The 23,278-nt window shown below is 67.3% G+C and carries 16 protein-coding genes; 5 read left to right on the top strand and 11 right to left on the bottom strand.

Annotated features, from left to right (window positions below):
• The first annotated feature begins 382 nt into the window (after positions 1–382).
• From ASD86_RS19480 to ASD86_RS19465, 4 genes are read left to right on the top strand one after another with little or no spacing between them, the layout of a single operon-like run.
• Complete coding sequence (locus ASD86_RS19480) at positions 383–1,570, top strand: efflux RND transporter periplasmic adaptor subunit (RefSeq protein WP_200957271.1); 1,188 nt, start codon at positions 383–385, stop codon at positions 1,568–1,570.
• Positions 1,567–4,695 (top strand): efflux RND transporter permease subunit, encoded by a 3,129-nt coding sequence (locus ASD86_RS19475; RefSeq protein WP_056114478.1) that lies wholly within the window; start codon positions 1,567–1,569, stop codon positions 4,693–4,695. Before ASD86_RS19480 ends, ASD86_RS19475 begins: the two co-directional genes overlap by 4 nt.
• Positions 4,692–7,898, top strand: coding sequence for an efflux RND transporter permease subunit (locus tag ASD86_RS19470; protein WP_056114475.1), 3,207 nt, complete (start codon positions 4,692–4,694; stop codon positions 7,896–7,898). The genes ASD86_RS19475 and ASD86_RS19470 overlap by 4 nt, the downstream gene beginning before the upstream one ends.
• 8 nt (positions 7,899–7,906) lie before the next feature.
• Positions 7,907–9,331, top strand: a complete 1,425-nt coding sequence (locus tag ASD86_RS19465) for an efflux transporter outer membrane subunit (RefSeq protein ID WP_056114472.1) — start codon at positions 7,907–7,909, stop codon at positions 9,329–9,331.
• 63 nt (positions 9,332–9,394) lie between these two features.
• On the opposite strand, the gene ASD86_RS19460 is transcribed toward ASD86_RS19465, so the two are convergent.
• Positions 9,395–9,700, bottom strand: coding sequence for a hypothetical protein (locus ASD86_RS19460; protein WP_056114469.1), 306 nt, complete (start codon positions 9,698–9,700; stop codon positions 9,395–9,397).
• 217 nt (positions 9,701–9,917) lie between these two features.
• Here ASD86_RS19460 and ASD86_RS19455 point away from each other — a divergent pair, with 217 nt between their 5' ends.
• Positions 9,918–11,078 carry a M23 family metallopeptidase gene (locus ASD86_RS19455; RefSeq protein ID WP_056114465.1) on the top strand — a complete coding sequence of 387 codons (1,161 nt, stop codon included), beginning with the start codon at positions 9,918–9,920 and terminating at the stop codon, positions 11,076–11,078.
• A 169-nt stretch (positions 11,079–11,247) separates the two neighbouring features.
• Here ASD86_RS19455 and ASD86_RS19450 read toward each other — a convergent pair whose 3' ends face one another.
• From ASD86_RS19450 to ASD86_RS19405, 10 genes are all read right to left on the bottom strand, one after another.
• The gene (locus ASD86_RS19450) at positions 11,248–12,276 is read right to left on the bottom strand and encodes a transporter (protein ID WP_056114461.1); all 1,029 of its coding nucleotides are present in this window, start codon (positions 12,274–12,276) and stop codon (positions 11,248–11,250) included.
• Between the two features lie 109 nt (positions 12,277–12,385).
• Positions 12,386–13,588: a benzoate/H(+) symporter BenE family transporter gene (locus tag ASD86_RS19445; RefSeq protein WP_200957279.1), complete on the bottom strand. Its 1,203-nt coding sequence runs from the start codon at positions 13,586–13,588 to the stop codon at positions 12,386–12,388.
• Between the two features lie 152 nt (positions 13,589–13,740).
• Positions 13,741–14,484: a YdcF family protein gene (locus ASD86_RS19440; protein WP_056114455.1), complete on the bottom strand. Its 744-nt coding sequence runs from the start codon at positions 14,482–14,484 to the stop codon at positions 13,741–13,743.
• 24 nt (positions 14,485–14,508) lie between these two features.
• Positions 14,509–15,762: a glycosyltransferase family 4 protein gene (locus ASD86_RS19435; protein ID WP_056114452.1), complete on the bottom strand. Its 1,254-nt coding sequence runs from the start codon at positions 15,760–15,762 to the stop codon at positions 14,509–14,511.
• A gap of 6 nt (positions 15,763–15,768) precedes the next feature.
• Positions 15,769–17,418 (bottom strand): heparinase II/III family protein, encoded by a 1,650-nt coding sequence (locus tag ASD86_RS19430; RefSeq protein WP_056114450.1) that lies wholly within the window; start codon positions 17,416–17,418, stop codon positions 15,769–15,771.
• 7 nt (positions 17,419–17,425) lie between these two features.
• A complete protein-coding gene (locus ASD86_RS19425; protein ID WP_056114447.1) occupies positions 17,426–19,579 on the bottom strand; it encodes a bi-domain-containing oxidoreductase in 2,154 nt (717 codons plus the stop codon).
• A gap of 55 nt (positions 19,580–19,634) precedes the next feature.
• Positions 19,635–20,399: a hypothetical protein gene (locus tag ASD86_RS19420; RefSeq protein WP_056114443.1), complete on the bottom strand. Its 765-nt coding sequence runs from the start codon at positions 20,397–20,399 to the stop codon at positions 19,635–19,637.
• Positions 20,396–21,493 carry a hypothetical protein gene (locus ASD86_RS19415; RefSeq protein ID WP_056114440.1) on the bottom strand — a complete coding sequence of 366 codons (1,098 nt, stop codon included), beginning with the start codon at positions 21,491–21,493 and terminating at the stop codon, positions 20,396–20,398. The genes ASD86_RS19420 and ASD86_RS19415 overlap by 4 nt, the downstream gene beginning before the upstream one ends.
• A gap of 53 nt (positions 21,494–21,546) precedes the next feature.
• Positions 21,547–22,752 carry an O-antigen ligase family protein gene (locus ASD86_RS19410; RefSeq protein ID WP_056114437.1) on the bottom strand — a complete coding sequence of 402 codons (1,206 nt, stop codon included), beginning with the start codon at positions 22,750–22,752 and terminating at the stop codon, positions 21,547–21,549.
• A 7-nt stretch (positions 22,753–22,759) separates the two neighbouring features.
• Positions 22,760–23,278 carry an acyltransferase gene (locus ASD86_RS19405; RefSeq protein ID WP_056114434.1) on the bottom strand — a complete coding sequence of 173 codons (519 nt, stop codon included), beginning with the start codon at positions 23,276–23,278 and terminating at the stop codon, positions 22,760–22,762.

Genomic DNA, 23,278 nt, shown 5'->3' with positions numbered 1-23,278 from the left:
TCGGGCCGATTGCGATTCGTGGCGGAGACATCGAGCGATTCCTTGCGGGCACGGCCGCGCGTTACTTCATTAGTACCGGCGCGCAGGCAGGCGCGACAGGGCCACAAGTCAGGCCGGACGACGCTTCGGGTTTGTTGGGCGGTCTCATGCGGGGAACGCCCGTCCGCCGCCCCAGCCACCACACCACGTTCACACGGCCTTCCGAACATTGGCCGTGCATTACGGTTCTGTAATACGGACAACGCAATCGGGCTTCGCGCGTTAGCTTTATCCGAATCTCACGAATCAAGCGAATGCAGGCAGGCCTATGGGCACGACGCCGCAAGCTCACTCCCCCGATGCGCCGACCCGGCGCGGCGGATGGCGACGCCATCAAGGCCTGTTGCTGACGATCCTCGGCGTGCTGGTGCTGATCGCGCTGGTCTGGTGGCTGGTGCATGGGCGCGCGAGCGAGGAGCGCGGCAATCGACGGCCGACCGCGACGGTCGGCATCGCCGTCGCACAGGCCGGCTCGATCCCGATCACGCTCGAAGCGCTCGGCACGGTCACGCCGCTGGCGACGGTGACGGTGCGGCCGCAGGTCTCGGGCAACATCGTCGATATCGCGTTCAAGGAAGGCCAGAGCGTGACCAAGGGGCAGGTGCTGCTGAGCATCGACCCGCGGCCGTTCGAGCTGGCGCTGCAACAGGCGCAGGGCAGTCTGGTCCGCGATCAGGCGCAGTTGCGCGTGGCGCAGTTGACCTTGCAGCGTTATCAGACCTTGTTGAAGCAGGATTCGATCGCGCGTCAGGATGTCGACACGCAGGCCGCGACCGTGCGCCAGCTGGACGGCGTGGTCGCCACCGATCAGGCCGCGGTCGGCACCGCCAGGCTCAATCTCGACTACAGCCAGGTCAAGGCGCCGATCGCCGGGCGCGTGGGTTTGCGCGTGGTCGATCTGGGCAATTACGTGACATCCGGCGACGCGGCCGGGGTCGCGGTGATCGCCGCGGTCGCGCCGATCGATGTCGAATTCACCGCGCCGCAGGACGATCTGCCGCGCATCCAGGCGCGGTTGGCGCAGGGTAATGCGCCGGCGGTGACGGTGTTAGACCGCACTCGCACCCAAGTACTCGGCCAGGGCCAGTTCCTGACCTTGGACAATGTGATCGACCCGACCACCGGCACGGTCAAGGCTAAGGCGCGGTTCGGCAATGCCGACGCGCGTTTGTTCCCGAGTCAGTTCGTCAACGTGCGCGTATTGCTGGATACCTTGAACAACGCGATCGTGGTGCCCTCGGCGGCGCTGCGCACCGGGCCGAAGGGCGACTTCGTGTACGTAGTCGGCGCCGATCGCAAGGCCTCGCTGCGCACGGTCAAGCGCGGGCCGGCGTCGGGCGATTCGGTGTCGGTCGCACAAGGCCTGCGCGTGGGCGAGAAGGTGGTGATCTCCGGTGGCGATCAACTAATCGACGGCGCTACCGTGCGTTTACCCGAGGACGCCGCGGCCTCTGGTAAAGGCAGCGGCGACGCGGCATCCGGCAAGCCGCGAGGCGAACGCAGGGCCGGCGGCCGCAGCGGCGCGCAATGAATCCCTCGCGACCCTTCATCCTGCGACCGGTCGCGACTTCGCTGCTGATGGCGGCGATCGTGCTGGCCGGTCTCGCCGGTTTCCGGCTGTTGCCGCTGTCGGCCTTGCCGGAAGTCGATTACCCGACCATCCAGGTGCAGACCCTGTACCCGGGCGCCAGTCCCGAGGTAATGGCGCATACCGTGACCGCGCCGCTGGAACGCCAGTTCGGGCAGATGTCCGGGCTGCGGCGGATGAGTTCGACCAGCGCCGCCGGCGCGTCGGTCATCACCTTGCAGTTCGATCTCGACGAAACGCTGGATGTGGCCGAGCAGGAAGTGCAGGCCGCGATCAATGCCGGCGGCAACCTGCTGCCGGCCGATCTGCCGGCGCCGCCGGTGTACGCCAAGGTCAATCCGGCCGATGCGCCGGTGCTGACCCTCGCGGTGACCTCAGACACGATCGCGTTGACCCAGGTGCAGGACCTGGTCAACACGCGGCTGGCGCAAAGCATTTCCCAGGTCGGCGGCGTGGGGCTGGTGTCGCTCAGCGGCGGCAACCGGCCGGCGGTGCGCATCCAGGCCGATCCGCAATTGCTCGCCTCGTACGGACTGGGCATCGACAGCCTGCGCACGGTGATCGCGAACGGCAACGCCAGCGGCGCCAAGGGCAGTTTCGACGGGCCGAGCCGGTCCTACACCATCGACGCCAACGACCAGCTCACCGATGCCGAGCAGTACAAACAACTGATCGTCGCCTACCGCGACGGCGCGCCGATCCGCCTGCGCGATGTCGCCAACGTGATCGAAAGCGCCGAGAACGTCCGCCTCGGGGCCTGGGCCGGGCTGACCCCGGCGATCATCGTCAACGTGCAACGTCAGCCCGGCGCCAACGTGATCGCCACCGTCGACGCGATCAAGGCCAAACTGCCGGACTTGCAGGCCGGTTTGCCGGCCGGGCTCAAGGTCGACGTGCTCAGCGACCGCACCACCGGCATCCGCGCCTCGGTGCGCGACGTCGAATTCGAACTGCTGCTGGCGATCGCGCTGGTGGTCGCGGTGATCCTGGTGTTTCTGCGCAGCGTCGCGGCCACGGTGATCGCCAGCCTGGCGGTGCCGATCTCGCTGATCGGCACATTCGGCGCGATGTACCTGCTCGGTTTCAGTCTCGACAACCTCAGCCTGATGGCGCTGACCATCGCCACCGGTTTCGTGGTCGACGATGCGATCGTGATGATCGAGAACATCTCGCGCTACATCGAGGAAGGCGAGCCGCCGTTCGAGGCCGCGCTCAAGGGCGCGCGCCAGATCGGCTTCACCATCATCTCGTTGACCGTGTCGCTGATCGCGGTGCTGATCCCGCTGTTGTTCATGGGCGACGTGGTCGGGCGGCTGTTCCGCGAATTCGCGATCACCCTGGCGATCACCATTGTGATCTCGGCGGTGGTGTCGTTGACCTTGACGCCGATGCTGGCGGCGCGCTGGCTCAAGCCGCATAAGCGCGAGGACGATGCGTCCAGGCCGCAACGGCCGGACCCGTTCCAGCGCGTCATCGATCGCTACGGCGTGGCCCTGGACTGGGTGCTCGACCGCCAGGGCGCGACCTTGATCGTGGCCTTGGCGACCTTGGCGCTGACCGTGTTGCTGTACATCGTGATTCCCAAGGGCCTGTTCCCGACGCAGGACACCGGCCAGTTGCAGGCCGAGGTGCGCTACAGCCATCAGGTGTCCTATGCCGGTATGGCGCAGGTGCAACAGGACGTGGCGCGCGCTTTGCTCGACGATCCCGATGTCGCCTCGCTGAGCGCCTATATCGGCGTGGACGGCGCCAACACCACGCTGCTGTCGGCCGGGCGCATGCTGATCAATCTGAAGGAAGAACGCAGCGGTTCGCAGCAGGAAATCATGCAGCAGTTTCGCGATCGCGCTTCGGCCGTGGCCGGGGTGACCTTATATGTGCAGCCGGTGCAGGACTTGACCATCGACGCGGAGACCGGGCCGACCCAGAACCGCTTCTCGATCCAGGGCTCGGACCAGGCCGCGGTCGATCGCACCGCCAATGCGCTGGTCGACAAACTGCGCGAGCTGCCGCAGTTGCGCAACGTGATCACCGATGCCGGCGCGACCGGTTCGGCCGCGTACGTATCGATCGATCGCGACAGCGCCGCGCGTCTCAACATCAGCGCCTCGACCGTCGACGAAGCGTTGTATAGCGCGTTCGGCCAGCGCATCGTCTCGACCATCTTCAACGAGACCGCCCAGTACCGGGTGATCCTGGAAGCGCAGCCCGGCTTGGCCACGCAGCCGGCCGACCTGGGCCGATTGCACCTGCCGACCGCGAACGCGCCGACGCCGCTGTCGGCGATCGCGCAGATCCAGGAACGCGCCGCGCCGCTGCAGGTCAACCACGTCGCCCAGTTCCCGGCGGCGACGGTCGGCTTCGACACCGCGCCGGGCGTATCGCTGGGCACCGCGGTGGATGCGATCCGCGAGACCGCCGCGGCCGATGCCGCCTTGCCGACCGGGATCAGCCTATCCTTCCTCGGCGCGGCCAATGCCTACGAAGCTTCGTTGCAGAACGAACTGTGGCTGATCCTGGCCGCGGTGATCTGCGTCTACATCGTGCTGGGCGTGTTGTACGAGAGCTATATCCATCCGCTGACGATTCTGTCGACCTTGCCGTCGGCCGGCGTCGGCGCGTTGATTGCGCTTATGTTGAGTGGTTCGGACCTCGGCGTGATCGGAATCATCGGCATCATCCTGCTGATCGGCATCGTCAAGAAGAACGCGATCATGATGATCGACTTCGCCATCGACGCCGAACGCGAGCAGGGCCGCGCGCCGCGCGAGGCGATCCATCAGGCCGCGCTGCTGCGCTTCCGTCCGATCCTGATGACCACATTGGCGGCGCTGTTCGCCGCGCTGCCGCTGATGCTGGGCTGGGGCGAGGGCTCGGAATTGCGGCGTCCGCTCGGCGTGGCGATCTTCGGCGGCTTGATCCTCAGCCAGATCCTGACCTTGTTCACCACGCCGGTGGTGTATCTGGCGTTCGACCGGCTGGCGCGTCGTCGGCGCGATCGCTCGTCGCGCGCGAACGATTCAGTCGCATCGGCCGATCAATCCGACCCCGCGCAGTCGCCGCCATGAACCTGTCCGAGCCGTTCGTGCGCCGTCCGATCGGCACCGTGCTGCTGACCATCGGTCTGGCGCTCAGCGGCATCGCGGCGTTCTTCAATCTGCCGGTGTCGCCGCTGCCGCAGGTGGATTTCCCGACCGTTTCGGTCAGCGCCAATCTGCCCGGCGCCAGCCCGGAGACCATGGCCTCGAACGTGGCCACGCCACTGGAACGGCGCCTGGGCACCATCGCCGACGTCACCGAGATGACCTCGCAAAGCTCGACCGGTCAGGCCCGGGTGACCCTGCAGTTCGATCTCAACCGCAGCATCGACGGCGCCGCGCGCGACGTGATGGCGGCGATCAACGCCGCGCGCGGCGATCTGCCGGCCACGCTCAAGAGCAACCCGACCTATCGCAAGGTCAACCCGGCCGACGCGCCGATCATGATCGTGGCGATGACTTCGAAAAGCCGCACGCCCGGGCAGATCTACGAAGCCGCCACCAACATCGTGCAGCAGACGCTGGCGCAGGTCGAAGGCGTCGGCGATGTCGAGATCGGCGGCGGTTCGCTGCCGGCGGTGCGGGTCGAGATCGTGCCGTACGCCTTGTCGCGCTACGGCATCGGCCTGGAGGATATCCGCGCGGCGATCTCCGCGGCCAACGCCAACCGGCCCAAGGGCGTGGTCGAGAGCGGCGACCGTGCGTTCCAGATCTACACCAACGACAACGGCCAGAGCGCCGCGGATTTCCGCGATCTGGTGGTGGCCTGGCGCGACGCCGCGCCGGTGCGCCTGCGCGATGTGGCGCGGGTGATCGACGGCGTCGAGGACGTGCATACCCTGGGCCTGTTCAACGGCGAGTCGGCGGTGGTGGCGGTGATCAGCCGCCAGCCCGGCGCCAACATCATCCGCACCGTCGACGGCGTGCGCGCGGCCTTGCCGATTTTGAAAAAGCAGTTGCCGGCGGATATCGAGTTGTCGATCGCGTCCGATCGCACCAACACGATTCGCGCGTCGCTGGAGGAAGTGGCCGCGACCTTGGTGATCGCGCTGATTCTGGTGATCCTGGTGGTCAGCGTATTCCTGCGCAGTTGGCGCGCGACGGTGGTGCCGGCGGTCGCGGTGACCGTGTCGATCCTCGGCGCGGTCGCGGTCATGTACCTGCTGGGTTTCAGTCTCAATAATCTCAGTTTGATGGCCTTGACCATCGCCACCGGTTTCGTGGTCGACGACGCCATAGTGGTGCTGGAAAACACCAGCCGGCATCTCGAACAGGGCATGGACCGGTTCGAAGCGGCGCTGCTGGGCGCGCGCGAGGTCGGCTTCACCGTGGTCTCGATCAGCCTGTCGCTGGTCGCGGTGTTCATCCCGTTGTTGTTCATGGGCGGGATCGTCGGGCGCTTGTTCCGCGAGTTCGCCGTGACTCTGTCTGCGGCGGTACTGATCTCGCTGGTGGTGTCGCTGACCACCACGCCGATGATGTGTGCGTACCTGCTGCGCCCGCATTCGCAGGAAAAACCGCCGGGCCGGATCGGCAAGTTCTTCGACCGCCAGTTCGACCGCGCCCATCGCGCGTATGGCGCGAGTCTGCGCTGGGCGCTGGACCATGCGGCGTTGATGCTCGCGACCTTGGTGCTGGTGGTGGGATTGAACGCGTATCTGTTCGTGGCGATTCCCAAGGGTTTCTTCCCCGAACAGGACACCGGCCAGTTGAACGGCGGCCTGCGCGCGGACCAGAGCATTTCGTTCCAGGCCATGCAGGGCAAGCTCAAGGAGATCGTCGAGGTGGTGCGCAAGGACCCGGCGGTCGAGACCGTGGTCGGTTTCACCGGCGGCTCGCGCGCGGGCGGCGGCTTCGTGTTCGTCACCCTCAAGCCAAAGCCTGGGCGCAAGGACAGCAGCGAGCAGGTGATCGCGCGGCTGCGCCCGCAGTTGATGCGCATCGCCGGCGCGACCTTGTTCCTCAATCCGGTCCAGGACGTGCGCCTGGGCGGGCGCCAAAGCAATGCGAGCTATCAATACACGCTCAAGGCCGACAGCAGCGACGCGCTGCGCACCTGGGCCGACAAACTCGCCGCGGCGATGAAGCAGCAGCCCGAATTGACCGATATCGATTCCGACACCCAGGCCCACGGCGTGGAGTCGTACGTGCAGATCGATCGCGCCACCGCCTCGCGATTGGGCATCACCCCGGCCGATATCGACAACGTGCTGTACGACGCTTTCGGTCAGCGCCAGGTGTCGACCATCTACAAGAACCTCAACCAGTACCACGTGATCCAGGAAGTCGATCCGGCCTATGCGCGCGACCCGTCCGCGCTCAACGACGTGTACGTGCCGGCCCATAACGCGACCCCGGCCAGCACCGGCATACAGGCGCAGTCCGGGCCGACCGCCTCGCCGGTGCGCAATGCCTCGCAGGGCAGCGCGCTGACCCAGAGCGCGCGGCAGATGGTGCCGCTGTCGGCGATCGCGAAGTTTTCCGACAGCGCCGCGGCGACCTCGATCAACCATCAGGACGCGCAGCTGGCGACGACCATTTCGTTCAATCTCGCGCCGGGCCGTTCGCTCAGCGACGCGCAGGACGCGATCATCCGCGCGCAGGCGCAGATCGGCATGCCGGCCAATGTCCACGGCAGTTTCCAGGGCACCGCCAAGGCCTTCCAGGACACCACCAAGAGCCAGCCGATCCTGATCCTGGCGGCGATCGTGGCGATCTACATCGTGCTCGGCATCCTCTACGAAAGCATGATCCATCCGATCACCGTGCTGTCGACCCTGCCGTCGGCCGGGATCGGCGCGGTGCTGGCGCTGATGCTGCTGCGCATGGAGTTCTCGGTGATCGCGTTGATCGGGCTGGTGTTGCTGATCGGCATCGTCAAGAAGAACGCGATCCTGATCATCGACTTCGCGCTGGAGAGTGAGCGTGCGCGCGGTTTGTCGGCGCGCGATGCGATTTACGAGGCCTCGATGTTGCGGTTCAGGCCCATCCTGATGACGACTCTAGCCGCCGCTTTGGGGGCCCTGCCTCTTGCGGTTGGATTCGGCGAAGGCGCCGAGCTGCGCCAGCCCCTGGGCGTGGCGATCGTCGGCGGCTTGATGGCGAGCCAGGTGCTGACCTTGCTGACCACGCCGGTGGTCTATTACTACCTCGACCGGCTGCGCCGGCCCGGTCGCGACGAAGCCTCACTGTCGCGTCTGGGCGACGACGGCCTGCACGCGCAAGGCGCTTAGGAGATCGGATGCGCGCTCATGTTGTGCTTATCGCGTTGGCGGCCACGGTATTGAGCGGCTGCGCCGCTTGCCCGGATTATGTTCGGCCGAGTCTGGCTGTGCCGGCCGAGTACAAGGAAGCTCGGGGCGAGCCGGCCAAGGACTGGAACCCCGCGGTGCCGGCCGACGCGAGCGATCGCGGCGCGTGGTGGTCGGTGTTCCACGATCCGACGCTGGACGGGTTGATGGCGCAGGTCGAAGTGTCGAACCAGAATCTGGCCGCCGCCGAAGCCGCGTATCGGCAGGCGAGGGCACTGGTGCGCGAACAGCGCGCGGCGCTGTTTCCGAGCGTGAGTCTGGATGGTTCCGCCACGCGCGCGCGCAGCGCCGGCAGCAGCGGTTCCAGCGTCGGCCAGACCTATCGCTACGACATCGGCGCGAGTTGGGAACCCGATGTGTGGGGTCGGATCCGGCGCAATGTAGAAGGCGCGCGTGCGCAGGCCGACGCCAGCGCGGCGGATCTGGCTTCGGCGCGATTGGCTGCGCAAGGCGAACTGGCGGCGAATTATTTCCAGCTGCGCGAAACCGATATCGAAACCGGGCTGTTGCAGTCGACGGTCGCAGCCTATCAGCGCGCCTTGACCATCACCGGCAATCGATACGCCGCCGCAATCGCCGCCAAGAGCGACGTGCTGCAGGCGCAGACCCAGTTGGCCAATGCCCAGGCCAGCCTCGCCAACCTGACCCAGCAACGCGCGCAGCTCGAACACGCGATCGCGGTGCTGGTCGGAAAAACACCGGCCGATTTCGCCCTCGCGCCCGATCCGGCCTGGCGCGCGCAGGTGCCGGAACTGCCGCCGGGCGTGGCGTCGGAACTGCTGCAACGCCGTCCCGATATCGCCGCGGCCGAACGCCGCGTGGCCGCGGCCAATGCCGAAGTCGGCGCCGCCCAGGCCGCGTTCTTCCCGAGTTTCACCCTGAGCGCTTCGCGCGGCGGCGGCGCCTCGCAGATCGGACGCTTGTTCGACGCGCCGTCGAGCCTGTGGTCGCTCGGCGTGGCCCTGGCCCAGACTTTGTTCGACGCGGGCGCGCGCCGCGCCACCCGCGACGCGGCGCGCGCCGCTTACGACCAGACCGTGGCCCAGTACCGGCAGACCGCATTGACTGCGTTCCAGGACGTCGAGGACCAACTGGTCGCCACCCGCGTGCTGGTCGAGCGCACCGGCTTCTACGCCCAGGCCTCGCAATCGGCCGACGAAGCCGAGCGTATCGCCTTGAACCGTTACAAGAGCGGCCTGGTCGCCTACACCGATGTGGTGGTCGCGCAGACCGCCGCGCTGTCGGCGCGGCAATCGCTGGCGCAGGCTACTCGCGATCGCCAGACCACCGCGGTCGCGTTGATCCAGGCGCTGGGCGGTGGATGGCATGCGGGGCAGGGCGAAGCCAATCCCTGAGCATTGCCGAGCCATTCCACAGTGATGAGCGGATTGCCGCGCTCAGCCCGCGATCGAGATCGACTATCTAGGCGCCTGGGCTTTGTCTTGAAGCGCAGCCGCCTCGTCGACAGGACAGATCGTCCTCAGGGGAAGACCGTCCTTGAGGCTGAAATATTCCTTGCAGCGCAAATCACCGTATTCGGTCCAGCGCACGCCGATGTCGCTTGCGGCGATCAGTTCGGACGCCGAAGTAACGCCGTCGAGATTCCAGTCCATGTCCGACCAGGCATAGCCATGTCGAAGGCCGGTGGAGAGAAGAATCGCGCCGCTCCCGACCAGCGCGATCGACACGATCAGCGTTGAAAGTCGCAATCTCTTCAGGCCCATGGCTCTGTACGTCCTGTACGGATGGGATGACGGCTTCGATCTTAGCAGTCGACCGATGGCGCCGCGCTCTGGTGCGAACCGGCTGAACACTCACTCAGTGTTGGCCCTGAGCAGGCGATCGAGATGACAAATGGCATGGGACGGCGTTGCGCGCCTCACTGAAGCTGCCTCGCACGGTCTAGGCCCTCTCTCTAATTTCATAGTCAGGATCACCTGCATGCTGCGTCAGCTAACGCTCGCCGTCTCGCTGTACTTCTTGACGACCGGCATGCCGGTGCACGCGACCGCGCCGGTCGACAGCTTCGACATGAGCGTGCCGCGGGCGCCGGTGCCGGTGCGGGTCGAGGGACGGCAGCGATTGGTCTACGAACTGCATCTGAGCAACTTCGGCCGGACCGAATGGAGCTTGTCGGAGCTGCAGGCGATCGATGCGGACACTCAGGCGAGCGTGGCGACCTGGAGCGGGACCGAACTGGCCGCGCGCACCCAGGTGATCGGCCGAGCCGCCGCGCCGGCCGCTTCGGTCAAGCCCGGCGAACGCGCGGTGGTGTATCTGGAGTTCGACACGACGCAGGCGTTGCCGAAGCGTCTGCGGCATCGACTCGGCTTCGCCGCTGTCGACGGCGCGGCGACCAAGGATGCGGCGACTGCGGCTGCGGCACAGACGGTGATCGGCGCCGAACTCGAAGTCGGCGCCGCCGCGCCGTTGCAACTGGCGCCGCCGCTGCGTGGCGGGCCGTGGGTCGCGATCTATGCGCCGCAGTGGCCGCGCGGTCATCGCCGGGTGTTCTACACCTTGAACGGCCGCGCGCGCTTGCCGGGCCGGCATGCGATCGATTGGGTCCGGGTCGATGCGGACGGGCGGATCGCCAAGGGCGATGCGGACATCGCCGCCAACAGCCTGGGCTACGGCGCGGACGTGCTGGCCGTGGCCGATGCGCGGGTCGCGGCGGTGCGCGACGGTCAGGCCGAGAGCGTCAAAGTCTCGGACAATCCGCGCCACGATTTCGATCAGGCTGCCGGCAACTACGTCGTGCTGGCCTTGGCCGACGGCCGCTATGCGACTTACGAGCATCTGCGTCCGGGCAGCATCAAGGTGCGCGAAGGCGATGCGGTGCGGGTCGGCCAGACCATCGGCGCGCTTGGTTTCACCGGCGATTCGACCGGGCCGCATCTGCATTTCCATCTCGCCGACGGGCGCGTGCCGTTGGCGTCGGAAGGCGTGCCGTATGGGTTCGCCGGGTTTCGTCTGCTTGGGCATTACCGGCAGCTCGATCAGTTGGGATCTAAGCCGTGGCAGGCGCTGGGCGGCGAGGTTGCGGCCGAGCGCGTCGATGAACTGCCTGGGTCTAATAGCGTTGTTGAGTTTCCGCGCTAAGCGCGAAGGGTGGTGGCGTCGCAGCCCAGGCCCTCACCCCAACCCCTCTCCCGCAAGCGGGAGAGGGGCTTCAATGTCCCTTCTCCCGCTCGCGGCGACCGAAGGGAGTGCAAGGCTGAGAAGGTGGCCCGAAGGGCCGGATGAGGGGCGCGCGCGCCTCCAGCACCCCTCAATCCCTACGCCGCCCGAACGCCGCATACGCCAGCACCGCGGTCAGCACGAACAGCCCGACCACCACGCTCCAGAAGCCATGCGGGTTGTCGGACAGCGGTACACCCCCGACGTTCATGCCGAACAGGCCGGCGATCAGGTTGATCGGCAGCGCCAGCACGGTGACCACGGTCAGTACGAACAAGGTGCGACCGGTCTGTTCGTTGACCAGCGCGGCCAGTTCTTCCTGGATCAGCTTGATCCGCTCGACCAGCGCGGCCGAATCGCCGATCGCGGTGGAGAATTCCTCGGCCGCCTGTTGCAGGTCTTGGATGTCGTCGCGGTCGATCCAGTCCGGCGGACGATTGAGCAGGCGGAACAGCGCGGTCGGTTCCGGCGCCATCAACCGCTGCAAGCGCACCAGCGAACGCCGCAGCGCGCCGAGTTGCTTGCGGTCGTCGGCGATGCGGTTGGCGAGCAGGCGGTCTTCGATGCGATCGACCTGGACGGTGGACTTGCGCAGGATATCGCCGAGCACGCTGGCCTGATCGCGCAGCAGGTGGGCCAGCAATTCGACCGGCGAGCGGAAGATCTGGCCGCTGCGGACCGCCGCGCGCAGTTGATCGACCGAGCGCAACGGCCGCAGGCGCGCGCTGACCAGCAGGCGCGGGCCGATGCACAGGCTGGTGGTGCCGACCTCGGAGGCGTCGAAGCTGGAATCGAACAGCACGTCGTGGATCACCGCGATCAGCGCGCCATCGTCGAGTTCCAGCCGGGTCGAGCCGACTTCGCTGCGCAGGCTGTCGAAGAACGCATCGGGCAGGTCGAGCGCGCGGTGCAGGTAGCGTTCGGCGCCGACGTTCGACAGCGAGAAGTGCAGCCACAGGAAGCCCGGGTTCGCACCCGTATCCGCGCCGTCCTCCGGCCGGGCCAGGAACGCCGCCACCGCGTCGGTGCTGATCGGCTGTGCCGGCTGGCCGGGCACGAAGCGATAGCCCCAGATCAGGCCGTCTTCGTTGGAGCCGTAACTGGCGTCGGTGATGCGCATTCGAAGATTGCACCGTCAAGGCGGGGTTGCAGCGCATACGCTAGCTCAAAGGGCTTGCAAGTCCCATCGCTGCGTGGGTCCGCGGCGCGGCGGGCCGCCGCGGCCAGGCTCAGGCCGGGTGCTTGCGACGAGTGATCGCCAGCGCCAGCAGCCCGGCGACCATGCCCCAGAACACCGAGCCGATCTGGAACGCGCTCACGCCCGAGGCGGTGACCAGGAAGGTGATCAGCGCCGGTTCGCGCTCCTGCGGGTCGTGGACGGCGGCGGCCAGGCCGTTGCCGATGGTGGTGAGCAGGGCGATGCCGGCGATCGCCAGTACCAGTTCCTTCGGGAACGCGGCGAACAGCGCGGCGACGGTGGCGCCGAACAGCCCGGTCAGCAGATAGAACACGCCGGCCGCGACCGCGGCCACGTAACGCCGCCGGCTGTCCTCGTGGGCGTCGCTGCCCATGCAGATCGCCGCGGTGATCGCGGCCAGGTTCAGGGCGAACGCGCCGAACGGCGCCAGCACCAGGGTGACCAGCCCGGTCCAGCCGATCAGCGGCGACACCGGCGTGTCCTGATAGCCGTGCGCGCGCAGGATCGCGATGCCGGGAATGTTCTGCGAGGCCATGGTGACCACGAACAGCGGGATCGCCACGCCGATCACCGCCGCCAGCGAGAACTTCGGGGTGATCCAGATCGGTTGCGCGAGGGTCAGGCGCACATCGCCCAGATGCAGCTGGCCCTGGACCGCGGCGATGGCCACGCCGATCGCCAGGGTGATCACCACCGCATAGCGCGGGCTCCAGCGCCGCGCCAGCAGCCAGCCGAGAAACATCGCGAACACCAGCGCGAACTGCGCCTGCATCGACGTGAACACGTTCAAGCCGAAGCGCAGCAGCACGCCGGCGAGCATGCCCGAGGCCAAGCTGGTCGGCAGCCGGCTCAACGCGCGTTCGAGCCAGCCGCTGAAGCCCAGCGCGGTGGTCAGCACCGCGCTGACCACGAACGCGCCGATGATCTCCGCCAGCGGCAGCCCGGCCGCGCCGGTGATCAGCATCGCCGCGCCCGGCGTCGACCAGGCGGTGACCACCGGCACCCGATAGCGCAGCGACAAGCCGATGCAGGTCGCGCCCATGCCGAGGCCCAATGCCCACATCCACGAGGCGATTTCCGCATCGTTGGCGCCCGATGCCTGCGCGGCGCTGAACACGATCGCCGCCGAACTGGTGAACCCGACCAGCACCGCGACGAAGCCGGCGATGACGGCGGACAGGGACAGATCGCGCAGCAGACGCATGGTCGAAAGGCGGTGAGGGCGGAGCGCCATCATGCAGCAAACCCGCGCGGGCCGGCTTGTACGTGGTTGCGCTTTGGCGGTTGCGACGCGGGTTGGGAATGTGCGCGATCGGGCAGTCGTTTCCCGATCCCGATGTGGCGGGAAGTCTCGCTGTAAGGGGCAGGGGCCCCGGCGTTGTTAGATCAGATCGTCGACAGCACGAACAACGCGTATTCCTTCAAGGTTTCGCCGCTGCGCCGCGCCGCCTGCAGCGAAGGCCGCCACGCGGGAGCGGTAGCGATGCGCGGCTCGGGCGGCGCCATCGGCAGCACCTGCAGACCCTCGTGCTCGAACAGCCGCGCCGCGCGCGGCAGATGCAGCGGCGAGGTGATCAACACCACCCGCCGCCAGTCGCGCTGGCGCGCGATCGCCGCGCTGTTGCGGGCGTTGTCGCGGGTGCTGGTGCTGCGATCCTCCAGCACCATCGTTTGCTCCGGAACGCCGAGCTTGCGCAGCACGGCGGCCATGATCCGCGCCTCGGCGACCCCGCGCGTGCGCGCCGCCGGTCCGCCGCTGAGCAGGATCGAAGCAGTGCGTTGTTCGCGCCAGACCCGAGCCGCCAGCGCGACCCGGTTGCCGGCCAGGGCCGGTGCATCCGCATCGCCCTGATCGAAGCGGCTGACCGGGCCGATCGCGCCGCCGAGTACGACGATCGCGTCGGCGCGCGGCGGCGGTTGTGACGACTGCGGCAGAGGCAACGACGGACGCTGCCGAACCAACGAGTCACGCAGCGACTCGGACGCCACCGGCAGCGACCACAGCAGGCCCCAGCTCAATCCGATCGCGATCAGGCCCATGCCGATGCGACGCCGCCAACGCCAGACCAGCGCGCCTAGCACCAGCACGCAAACCGCCGTATGCAGCGGATCGATCAGCCAGTTCAGCATGGCGGCACGCGCGGCATGGCGCGCCTATTTGCCGACTCGCAACAGGTCCTGGGTGTCGTCGCCGATCAATCGCGCCAGCGCATCGGTCATCAACCGGGCCTGGCGATCGCGCGAATACGCCGGCGCCGCGGCGACGCTGGCCGCGCGCAGCCGCTGCATGCGCGCCGGATCTTCGGCCAAGGCGACGATCGCCGCGGCCATCGCCTCGGCGTTCTCGGCCGGCACGCACACCCCACAGCCGGTGCTTTCGACAATGCGTGTGGCTTCGCCGCGCGGCAGCGACATCAGCGCGGGCACCCCCATGCCCATGCCTTCGAACAGCTTGGACGGGATCACCCCGGCGAACACCGGGTTATCGCGCAGCGGGATCAGCGAGACATCGCACAGCCCCCACAGCTTGGGCATCATCTCCTTGGGCTGGCGCGGAATCATGCGCACGTTGTCGAGCCCGCGTTGCGCCACCAGTTGCTCGACCCGCGCGCGCTCGGCGCCGCTGCCGGCGAAGAAGAAGGCGATGCGCGGGTCGTGCTGCAGCCGCTGCGCCGCATCGATCACGGTTTCCAGGCCATGCGCCATGCCGTGAGTACCGAGGTAACCGACCACGAACCGCCCATGCAGATCGTAGCGCTCGCCCAATTCCGGATCACGCGCGCACGGCGCGTAGCGTTGCAGGTCGACGCCGTTGAGCACGACATGGATCTTGTCGGCGTCGACGCCGCGCTCGATCAGTTCCTCGCGGAACGACTGAGTCACCGGCACGATCGCATCGGCGCTGCGGTACAGGAACATCTCCACGCGTTCGAGCACGCGGATCGCCAGGCTGCGTTTCATCGCTCCGACCGCGGTGATCGAGGCCGGCCACAGGTCGCGCAGTTCGAACACGAACGGCCGCCGGCGCAGGCGCGCCAGCGCCCAGCCGCCGAGCGCGCAGAAGAACTGCGGCGAGGTCGCCACGATCACGTCGTGACGCGGCTCGAACAGGCCGGCCACGACCGAGGCGGCCATGAAGCTGATGTAATCCAGGCTGCGCTTGACGAAACCCTCGTTGGCGGTGATGTAGGTCTTGACCCGCACCACCCGGATACCGTCGACGGTTTCCACGCCGCGCCAGGCGTTGCGATAACCGTCGAACAGTCGGCCTTCGGGGAAATTCGGCGCGCAGGTGATCACCGTGACCTCGTGCCCGGCGCGCACCCAGCGCACCGCGTGCTCGTAGGTGCGGGTGGCCGGCGCGTTGCCTTCGGGCGGAAAGTTGTCGGACAGAAACAGGATGCGCATGCGGGTTCAACCGTCCCAGCGGAAGGTGGCGACCGATCGGCCGGTGGGTTCGAGCGCGACTTCGATCACTTCGCAGGCCTGGCTCAGTCCGAATTCGGGGTGATAGGTGCTGACGTCGATGCGGGTCAGCGCTGACGGCGGCTCGACCTGCCAGCGCAACACATCCTCGCTTTTGCCGCGCACGCGATCGCCGTCGACACGCAGATCCGGCGCGATCCGGAAACGCGCGACCGCGCGCTCGAAGCCGCCTTCGATCACGTCTTCGATACGCAGACAGCCGTCCTGCAAGCGCCAGCAGCGACGGTGCAGCGGCCGGCCCTTGAGCCGCCGATAACCGTCGTGGCTCGCGTCCAGCCACAAGCCATCGTCGTCGACGCCATGCACGACCGCGAACGGATGCGCGCGCCGCGCCACCCGAAAACTGCTCCACACCTCGGAAGAATCGCGGCCGTCGATCTGCACCGTGTTATGCGCCGCGGTGCCGCGCTGCCACAGCCGCTGCGCGCCGATGTCGTAGCGCGAGGTGCCGGCGTTGACCAGCACGCGTCGGCCATCGATCGACAGTTCGAAGCTGAGCGTGTCGGCGTGGGCGTGGCCGGGCAGGTAGTCCGGGCCGATTTCGCCGACGTCGGCGATCAGCACCGCGTTGCCGGCCTGCATCCGCACATAGCCCGAAGCGGCCAGCACTTGCAGCGGTTGCTCGGACGCCGCGGGCACCTGGATGCCGAGCGCGTGCGCGTACAACCGCAATTGCGCCAGGGTCGGCGCGATGCCGAACGCGGCATCGTTGAAGAAGGCGATGCGCCCGTCTGGATGGCTCATCACCGCGAGCCAGGCGAACATGCTCAAGGCGCGTTCGCGCCACAGCGCGACCTCGTGCATCGGGAATGCGTTCGGGAATCGCTCGGCCAACTGGACGAGATCCAGCAGGTCTTCGAGCAGGATCGCGTGGTACATCGGGCTGCGTTCGAAATGACCGCCGTCATCGAGAATCTGCTCGCCGATCTCGCGCCGCAGCCCGTGCAGGCCCAGTTCGCGCCACTGCTGCGCCTGCTCGCCTTCGAAGCACGCGCCGGCGAACAGCAGCGCCTTGTAATTGGCCCACAGATGATTGCCGAGCAAATGCCGTTCCAGGCGGCCGCGCAGATAGCGGGTCTGTGTCGCCAGGCTGTCGAGCATCGCGTGTTCGGCGCTGTCGTCGCCCAGACCGTGACCGGCGCAGCGCCACTTGATCCAGTTGACGATGCGCAGCGACAGGCAATACGGCTCCCAGCCGTTGCCCGCGGCCGGCGGATTGGCCGCGATCCATTGCCCGATCAGATCGCGATGCCAGCCCAGGCGCGACTCGGCGCCGTCGGCGTTGAGATCGTCGAAGTAGTGCAGGTTGTACAGCCACAGCTTGGGCAGCGCGGTGCTGTTCCAGCCGTCGGCGGGCAGCTCGTGCTCATCGTTCAAGAAACGGAAGCGACGCGCGGCCAGCATCGTAGGCATGCGCGCGCAAGCGATCCAGCGCCCGCGCAAGGCGGCGGTCGCCGGTGCCTGCGACGCGTCCACGCGCGGCCGATGCAATCGATGCCAGGCACGGCCGTAGATCTGCACCGGGCGCAGATGGCGCACGGTATGCCACATGCGCGGCAATCGCGATAACGAGGTCATGGCGTGCTCAGACCGATGCGTCCAGTTCGATGGTCACCCGCGCGACTTCGAGGATCTGTTCGATCGGAATCGGCGCCGGCGCCTGGCCCTGCACCGCCTGCATGAAGGCCTGCGCGCACGCCGCCTGGCCCTTGTCCTGGCGCCACAGGTTCATGCGGGTGAAACCGGGCCAGCCGTAGCCGCGCAGGCGGCGGAAGTTGTCCAGTTGCAGCACGCGTCCGGCCGCGAACACTTCCAGGCGTTCCTTCGGAAAGGATTTGTCGCCGTTGGCGAGGTAATGCACGGTACCGAACGAACCGTCGGCGAAACTCAGGGTGAAACTGACCCGGTCGCTGCGGATGCCGACGCCGGCCACGTTGCCGACCGCGGTGAGTTGATGGCTCACGATCGGCGAATCGGCGAGGAAACGCAGCAAGTCGACGAAGTGGCAGGCTTCGCCGATGAGGCGGCCGCCGCCGAGCTGCGGGTCCTGGGTCCAGTGATCGGCCGGGATCGCACCGGCATTGACGGTCATGACAAAGGCCTTGGGCTCGCGCACGCCGGCCAGCAGTGCGTGCATCTTGCGCACCTGCGGGGCGAAGCGGCGGTTGAAGCCGACCATCAGCACCGGCGGGATGCCGTACACCGTTTGCTCCGAGTGTGCTTTCTCGATGGTCTGCAATTCTTCCAGGGTCAAACACAGCGGCTTTTCGACGAATACGTGCTTGCCGCGGCGCAGCGACTTGAATACCAGTTCGGCGTGGCTACCGTGCTGGGTCGCGATCACCATCGAGCCCACGCTCGCATCGCGCAGCACCGCGTCGGTGTCGGTGCTGGCGTTGCGGAAGCCGAACTTCTTGCCGTAATGGACGCTGCCGACGCCGTTGTTGGTGATCAGCGTGTGCAGCTTGGCGCCGGTGCGCGCGAACGCCGGGATCAGTACCCGGCCGGCGTAGTTGCCGGCACCGACGAAGGCGATCGCGCTGCCGCCGGTCTCGCTGGGCACTTCGTTCGCGGACGGCTTGACGTGCAGCGGCACCTTGCGCCGCATCAGCTGTTCGGGAATGTCGTCGCCCAGGCCGTAATCGAGCACGATGCCCAGCGAAGGTTCGCCGCCGCCGAGCACGGCGTAGGCGCGTTCGGCTTCGGCGATGCCGTAGCGATGGGTCACCAGCGACTGCACCTCGACCGCGCGGCTGCTCATCATGTCGAGCACCGCTTCGAAGTTGCGCTGCTCGGTCCAGCGCACGAACCCGACCGGATAGTCGTTGCCGCGTTCTTCGTAGGACGGGTCGTAGCGGCCCGGACCGTACGAGCACGAGACCTGGAACGACAGCTCCTTTTCGTAGAAATCCGCGCGCGACAGTTCCAGCCCGGTCACGCCGATCAGGACGATGCGGCCGCGCTTGCGGCACATGTGCGCGGCCTGGGCGACCGGTTCGTTGCTCTTGGTCGAGGCGGTGATCAGCACCGCATCGACGCCGCGTCCGCGCGAGAACGCCGCCGCTGCCGCGAGCGGGTCTTCGTTCTTGGACAAGTCGACGGTTTCCGCGCCGTATTCGCGCGCGATCGCGAGTTTGGCCGGGTCGTAGTCGATGCCGAGCACGCGACAACCGTGCGCGCGCAGCAACTGCACGGTGATCAGGCCGATCAGGCCCAGGCCGGTGACGACCACGGTTTCGCCCAACGTCGGCTGGACCAGACGAATGCCCTGCAGCGCGATCGCGCCGAGCACGGTGAACGCGGCGGCTTCGTCGCCGACGTTGTCGGGGATCTTCGCGCACAGGTTGACCGGCACCGCGACCACTTCGGCGTGCTTGCCGTTGGACGCGACCCGGTCGCCGATCTCGAAACCGCTGACCCCGGGACCGACGCCGATCACCGTGCCGACGTTGCAATACCCGAGCGCGAGCGGCTGATCGAGCTTGCTGCGTACCGCGTCGAGGGTGGTGGCCAGGCCGTCGGTGCGCACCTTCTCCAGCACCATGCGCACCTTGTCGGGCTGCTGGCGCGCCTTCTGCAGCATATTGGCCTTGCCGAACTCGACCAGCATGCGCTCGGTGCCGGCCGAGACCAGGGTGATGTGGCTGCGGATCAGCAGATGACCGCGGCGCAGGGCCGGGGCGGGCACGTCGGCGACTTCGGTGCTGCCGTCGCGCAGGTTTTGCAGGACTTGTTGCATGGTGATTCCAGTGCGTGAGCGAGTATTCGGGAAGGGACAGGCGCGTTGCGCGCGCTCAGCGCTCGGGCGCGGCGCGCGCGGCCTTGTCGAGGAAACTGCGGGTGACCGGCACCCAGTCGCGGTCGCCGCCATCGACGCGCTTGCTCCAGATCACCGCGCCATCGGCGGCGCGCTGGAGCTGATCGAGCTGAAAGCGCCAGTAGTCGGCCGGCACGAACTGCGCGCTGCGCGGGGTGGCGTCGTGGTATTGCGGCCAGATGAAGGCCAGCACCGGTTTGTCCGGATCGAGCTTGCGCGCCGCCGCGACCATATTGTCCATGCGTCGGCGCCAGCGATCGCGGTCGTCGTCGACGGTGTACAGCGAGGGGAAGAACAGATCGACCGAAGCCGCCAGTTGCTTGGCGCGTTGCGGATCGGCGTGGTCGATCGCGCCGGGGAAACCGTAGTAGCCGATCTTGCGTCCGGGCGCGGCCTCGTGCGCCCAGCGCGCGAGGGTCTGCAGCATCTGCAGATGCTTGGCCGACACCTCGGCGTCGCGGCTGAGGTTGATGTGTTCGAAGTCCAGCACCAGCGGGCCGGGATTCTTCACGTTGGCCTTGACCGCGGCCTTGAAGCGTTGCTCATCGGGCATGATGCCGTCGCGCAGTTCCGGCAGGTGCGGTTCGCCGACCAGATTGGAACGCGCGATCGCCAGGCGCTGGTCGACCAGGTCGGTGTACTTGGTGTTGTTGTACAGGACGAAGCCGCGCTCACCGGCGCGCGCGCCGAGCGGCGCGGTGACCAGCAGCATCGTCAGCAACAGCGTGCCGCGTCGGCTCATGGCGCCAGCCTCACGCACTCGGCGATGACCCGCGCCATCGCGGTATCCCAGGCTTCGTAACGCAACTGGCGCAGACCGGCGCGGCGGGTTTCCAGCAAGGAACGGTCGGCGGCGATCTGCAGCAGTTGCGCGGCCAGTCGTTCGCCGTCGCCGTACTCGCACATGAAGCAGGCCTGGTGCTGCTCGAACGGCGCCGAGGTCAGCAGGCCGGGGTTGGTGACGAAGGGAATCTGCAGCGCCGCGCAGTCGAACCATTTGTTCGGTTCGGCCAGGCGGTTGATCTCCAGGGCCGGGTCGTAGAACGCCAGCACCAGGTCGGCGCTCAGCAGCAGCGCCAAGGCGTCCTCGTTGCTGACGATGCCGCGATAGTCCGGGCCCATGCGTTCGGCCAGGCGTTGCGCATCCTCGCCGAGAAGACGGCCGGCGCCGATGAATTCGACCTCGCCCTGGGTGCGTTCGATCGCCTCGCGCATCATCCGCGCGCCCCGTTCGGGCGAGATCAGCCCACTGATCAGCACCCGCAGACGACCGCTGCGTGGCGGCAGGCGCTCGGCGAGACTGCGCGCGCGTTCGATCACCTCGGTGTGCGGGGTGTTGCGCACGATCCGCAGATTGTCGTTGTCGTTGTCGCCGGCGCGCGACGAGCCGGGCACCACATGCAGGCTGGCGCGACGGCCGACGAAACCTTCGATCGCTTCGATCATGCGTTTCACTGGCGCGGGCCAGGCATAGCTTTTGGAAAGCTTGTCGCGGTCGAGAAACACATAGCGGCAACGCCGCACCGAGGCGACCAGCGCGCACGGCAGCGCCGCGTCCAGGCGCGAGCAGAAGTACACCCCGGCGCGCGGCTGGGCGAACACGCGCACGCTCAGCCAAGCCACCCACAGCGCGTAGCCCAGCGCGTTGACCGCGCCACCGCCCCAGGAACCGAAGTTCAACAACACCTTGACCTTGGGCAGATCGGCGGGCTGTTTGTCGCGGCTCCATATCCAGAACTCGTACGGCACGCTGGCGCTGTCGAGCACTTTCGACAGTTTGCTCAGGTACGGATTCTTCAGGTAGGGATTGCCTTGGCCCAGGATGATCGCTTGCATTTTTGGCTCGGGATTCGGGATTGGGGATTGGTGATTCGAGATGTGTGATTCGCTCAGGTCGGGATGGGGTGGCGAGATGGCGGCGGTGGCATCGGTGTCGGCTGCGGTCCTCGCCGCACCGCCAGCGCGGTCGACAGCGCGAAGAACAGGCACAGGTACAGTTCCTTCGGGCTGGTGATGTCGCCGCTGAACATCGCGTTGGCCAGCGAATAGATCGCCAGCGCGCACAGGAAGGTCGGCACCAGTTCGCGGCCCTGGTCGCGCTTGGCGGTGAGGTAGAGGCGACGGATTGCGTAGACGATCAGGGCGAAGAAGAACGCGCTGAAGATCAGGCCCGGTTCGATCAGCGCTTCGATCAGCAGATTGTGCGGATACGGCTGCAGCGCGCCGCTGGCTTCGAACGCGCCGAAGCCGTGGCCGAACAGGGTTTCGCGCAACATGCCGAACGACACCTCATACAAATTCATGCGCAGCACGTCGCTGCCGCTGTAGTTGCTGACGAACAGGCTGGCGAGGCGATCCTGGATGCCCTGCGGCGCCAGCACCACCGCCGCGATCGCCAGCAGCACGACCAGTACGCCCGCCGCCCAGAGCTTGCGCGACAGCAGCAGCGCGCCGCGGTTGGTCATCACCACCAGCGCGCCCAGGCCGAGCAGCAACGACAGGATCGGGCCGCGCGAACCGGCCAGGATCAACGCCGCCACGCACGGCAGCAGCGCGAGCAGGCGCAGGCTGCGATGGCGCGGTTCGATCAACAATCGGTAGCCGAAGTACATGATCGCGGTGCCGGCCGCGCGCGCGATCCAGATCGGGTTGCCTTCGCCCTGCATCAAACGCTGCGCGCCGGTGTCGGCGGTGCGGTTGAAGCCGAGCGCGGCCAGGCTCAGGGCGAAGCACAGCGCCACGTAGATGCGCACGAAATGCTCGGCGGCCTTGCCGCGCAGCACGAAGCAGGCGCAGTAGGCGCAGAACACCAGGATCAGATAGAACTTGAGTTCCTTGGGCGGATGCGGCTGGCGCGTGTCGAGGAAGGAAATCTGCGCGAACACGATCAGGGTCGCGATGATCGGCAACAGGAACGCAAACCGGTTCAAGCCCGAATACGACAGCGAAAACGCGCCCAGCCCGATGGTCGCGGCGATCGCCGCGTACTGCACTACGTCGGTATCGACGCTGAAGAACACCGAGGCCCAGCCCGACAGCAGGAACGCGCCGAGCGCGGCCGGTGCCAGGAACAGCCGGGGAGCGGGAATGCGCATGCGCGGCTCAGGCCTCGCGGCCCTTGCGCAGCGACTTGTCGACATAGTCGCTGACCGAGCCGACGATCTGGCTGGGGTTGCCGATCACTATGCTCAACGGCGGAATCGTGCCGCGCACCACGGTACCGGCGCCGACGATGCAGCCCGCGCCGATGTCGGTGCCGGGCATGATGATCGAGCCGGTGCCGATGAAGGCGTGACGGCCGATCGAAATCGGCCGGATCCGCCCTTGCGGCGTATCGAACTTGAGCCCGAGCTCCTTGGCGACGGTATGGATCGCCCAGTCGTGAGTGAGGATGCGCACGTTGCTGGAGATCGTGCAGCCGCGGCCGAGGCTGATCAGCGAATAGTCGGTGCCGTCGAACCAGATCTTCGCCGACAGGTAATTCGGATCGGCCTCGACGTTGGCGCCTTCCGAACGCAGGAACCAGGCGTACAGACGCGTCACCAGGCCGGGCTTGATGAACCAGCCGACCCGGATCACGGTCAGGACCACGGCTTTCTTGATCAATCGCAGGGCTTTCAT

This window comes from Lysobacter sp. Root690 (assembly GCF_001427785.1).
Lineage (GTDB): Bacteria > Pseudomonadota > Gammaproteobacteria > Xanthomonadales > Xanthomonadaceae > Lysobacter.
The sequence above is the reverse complement of the archived record's forward strand: the minus strand, read 5'-3'. Positions and strand labels throughout refer to the sequence as shown.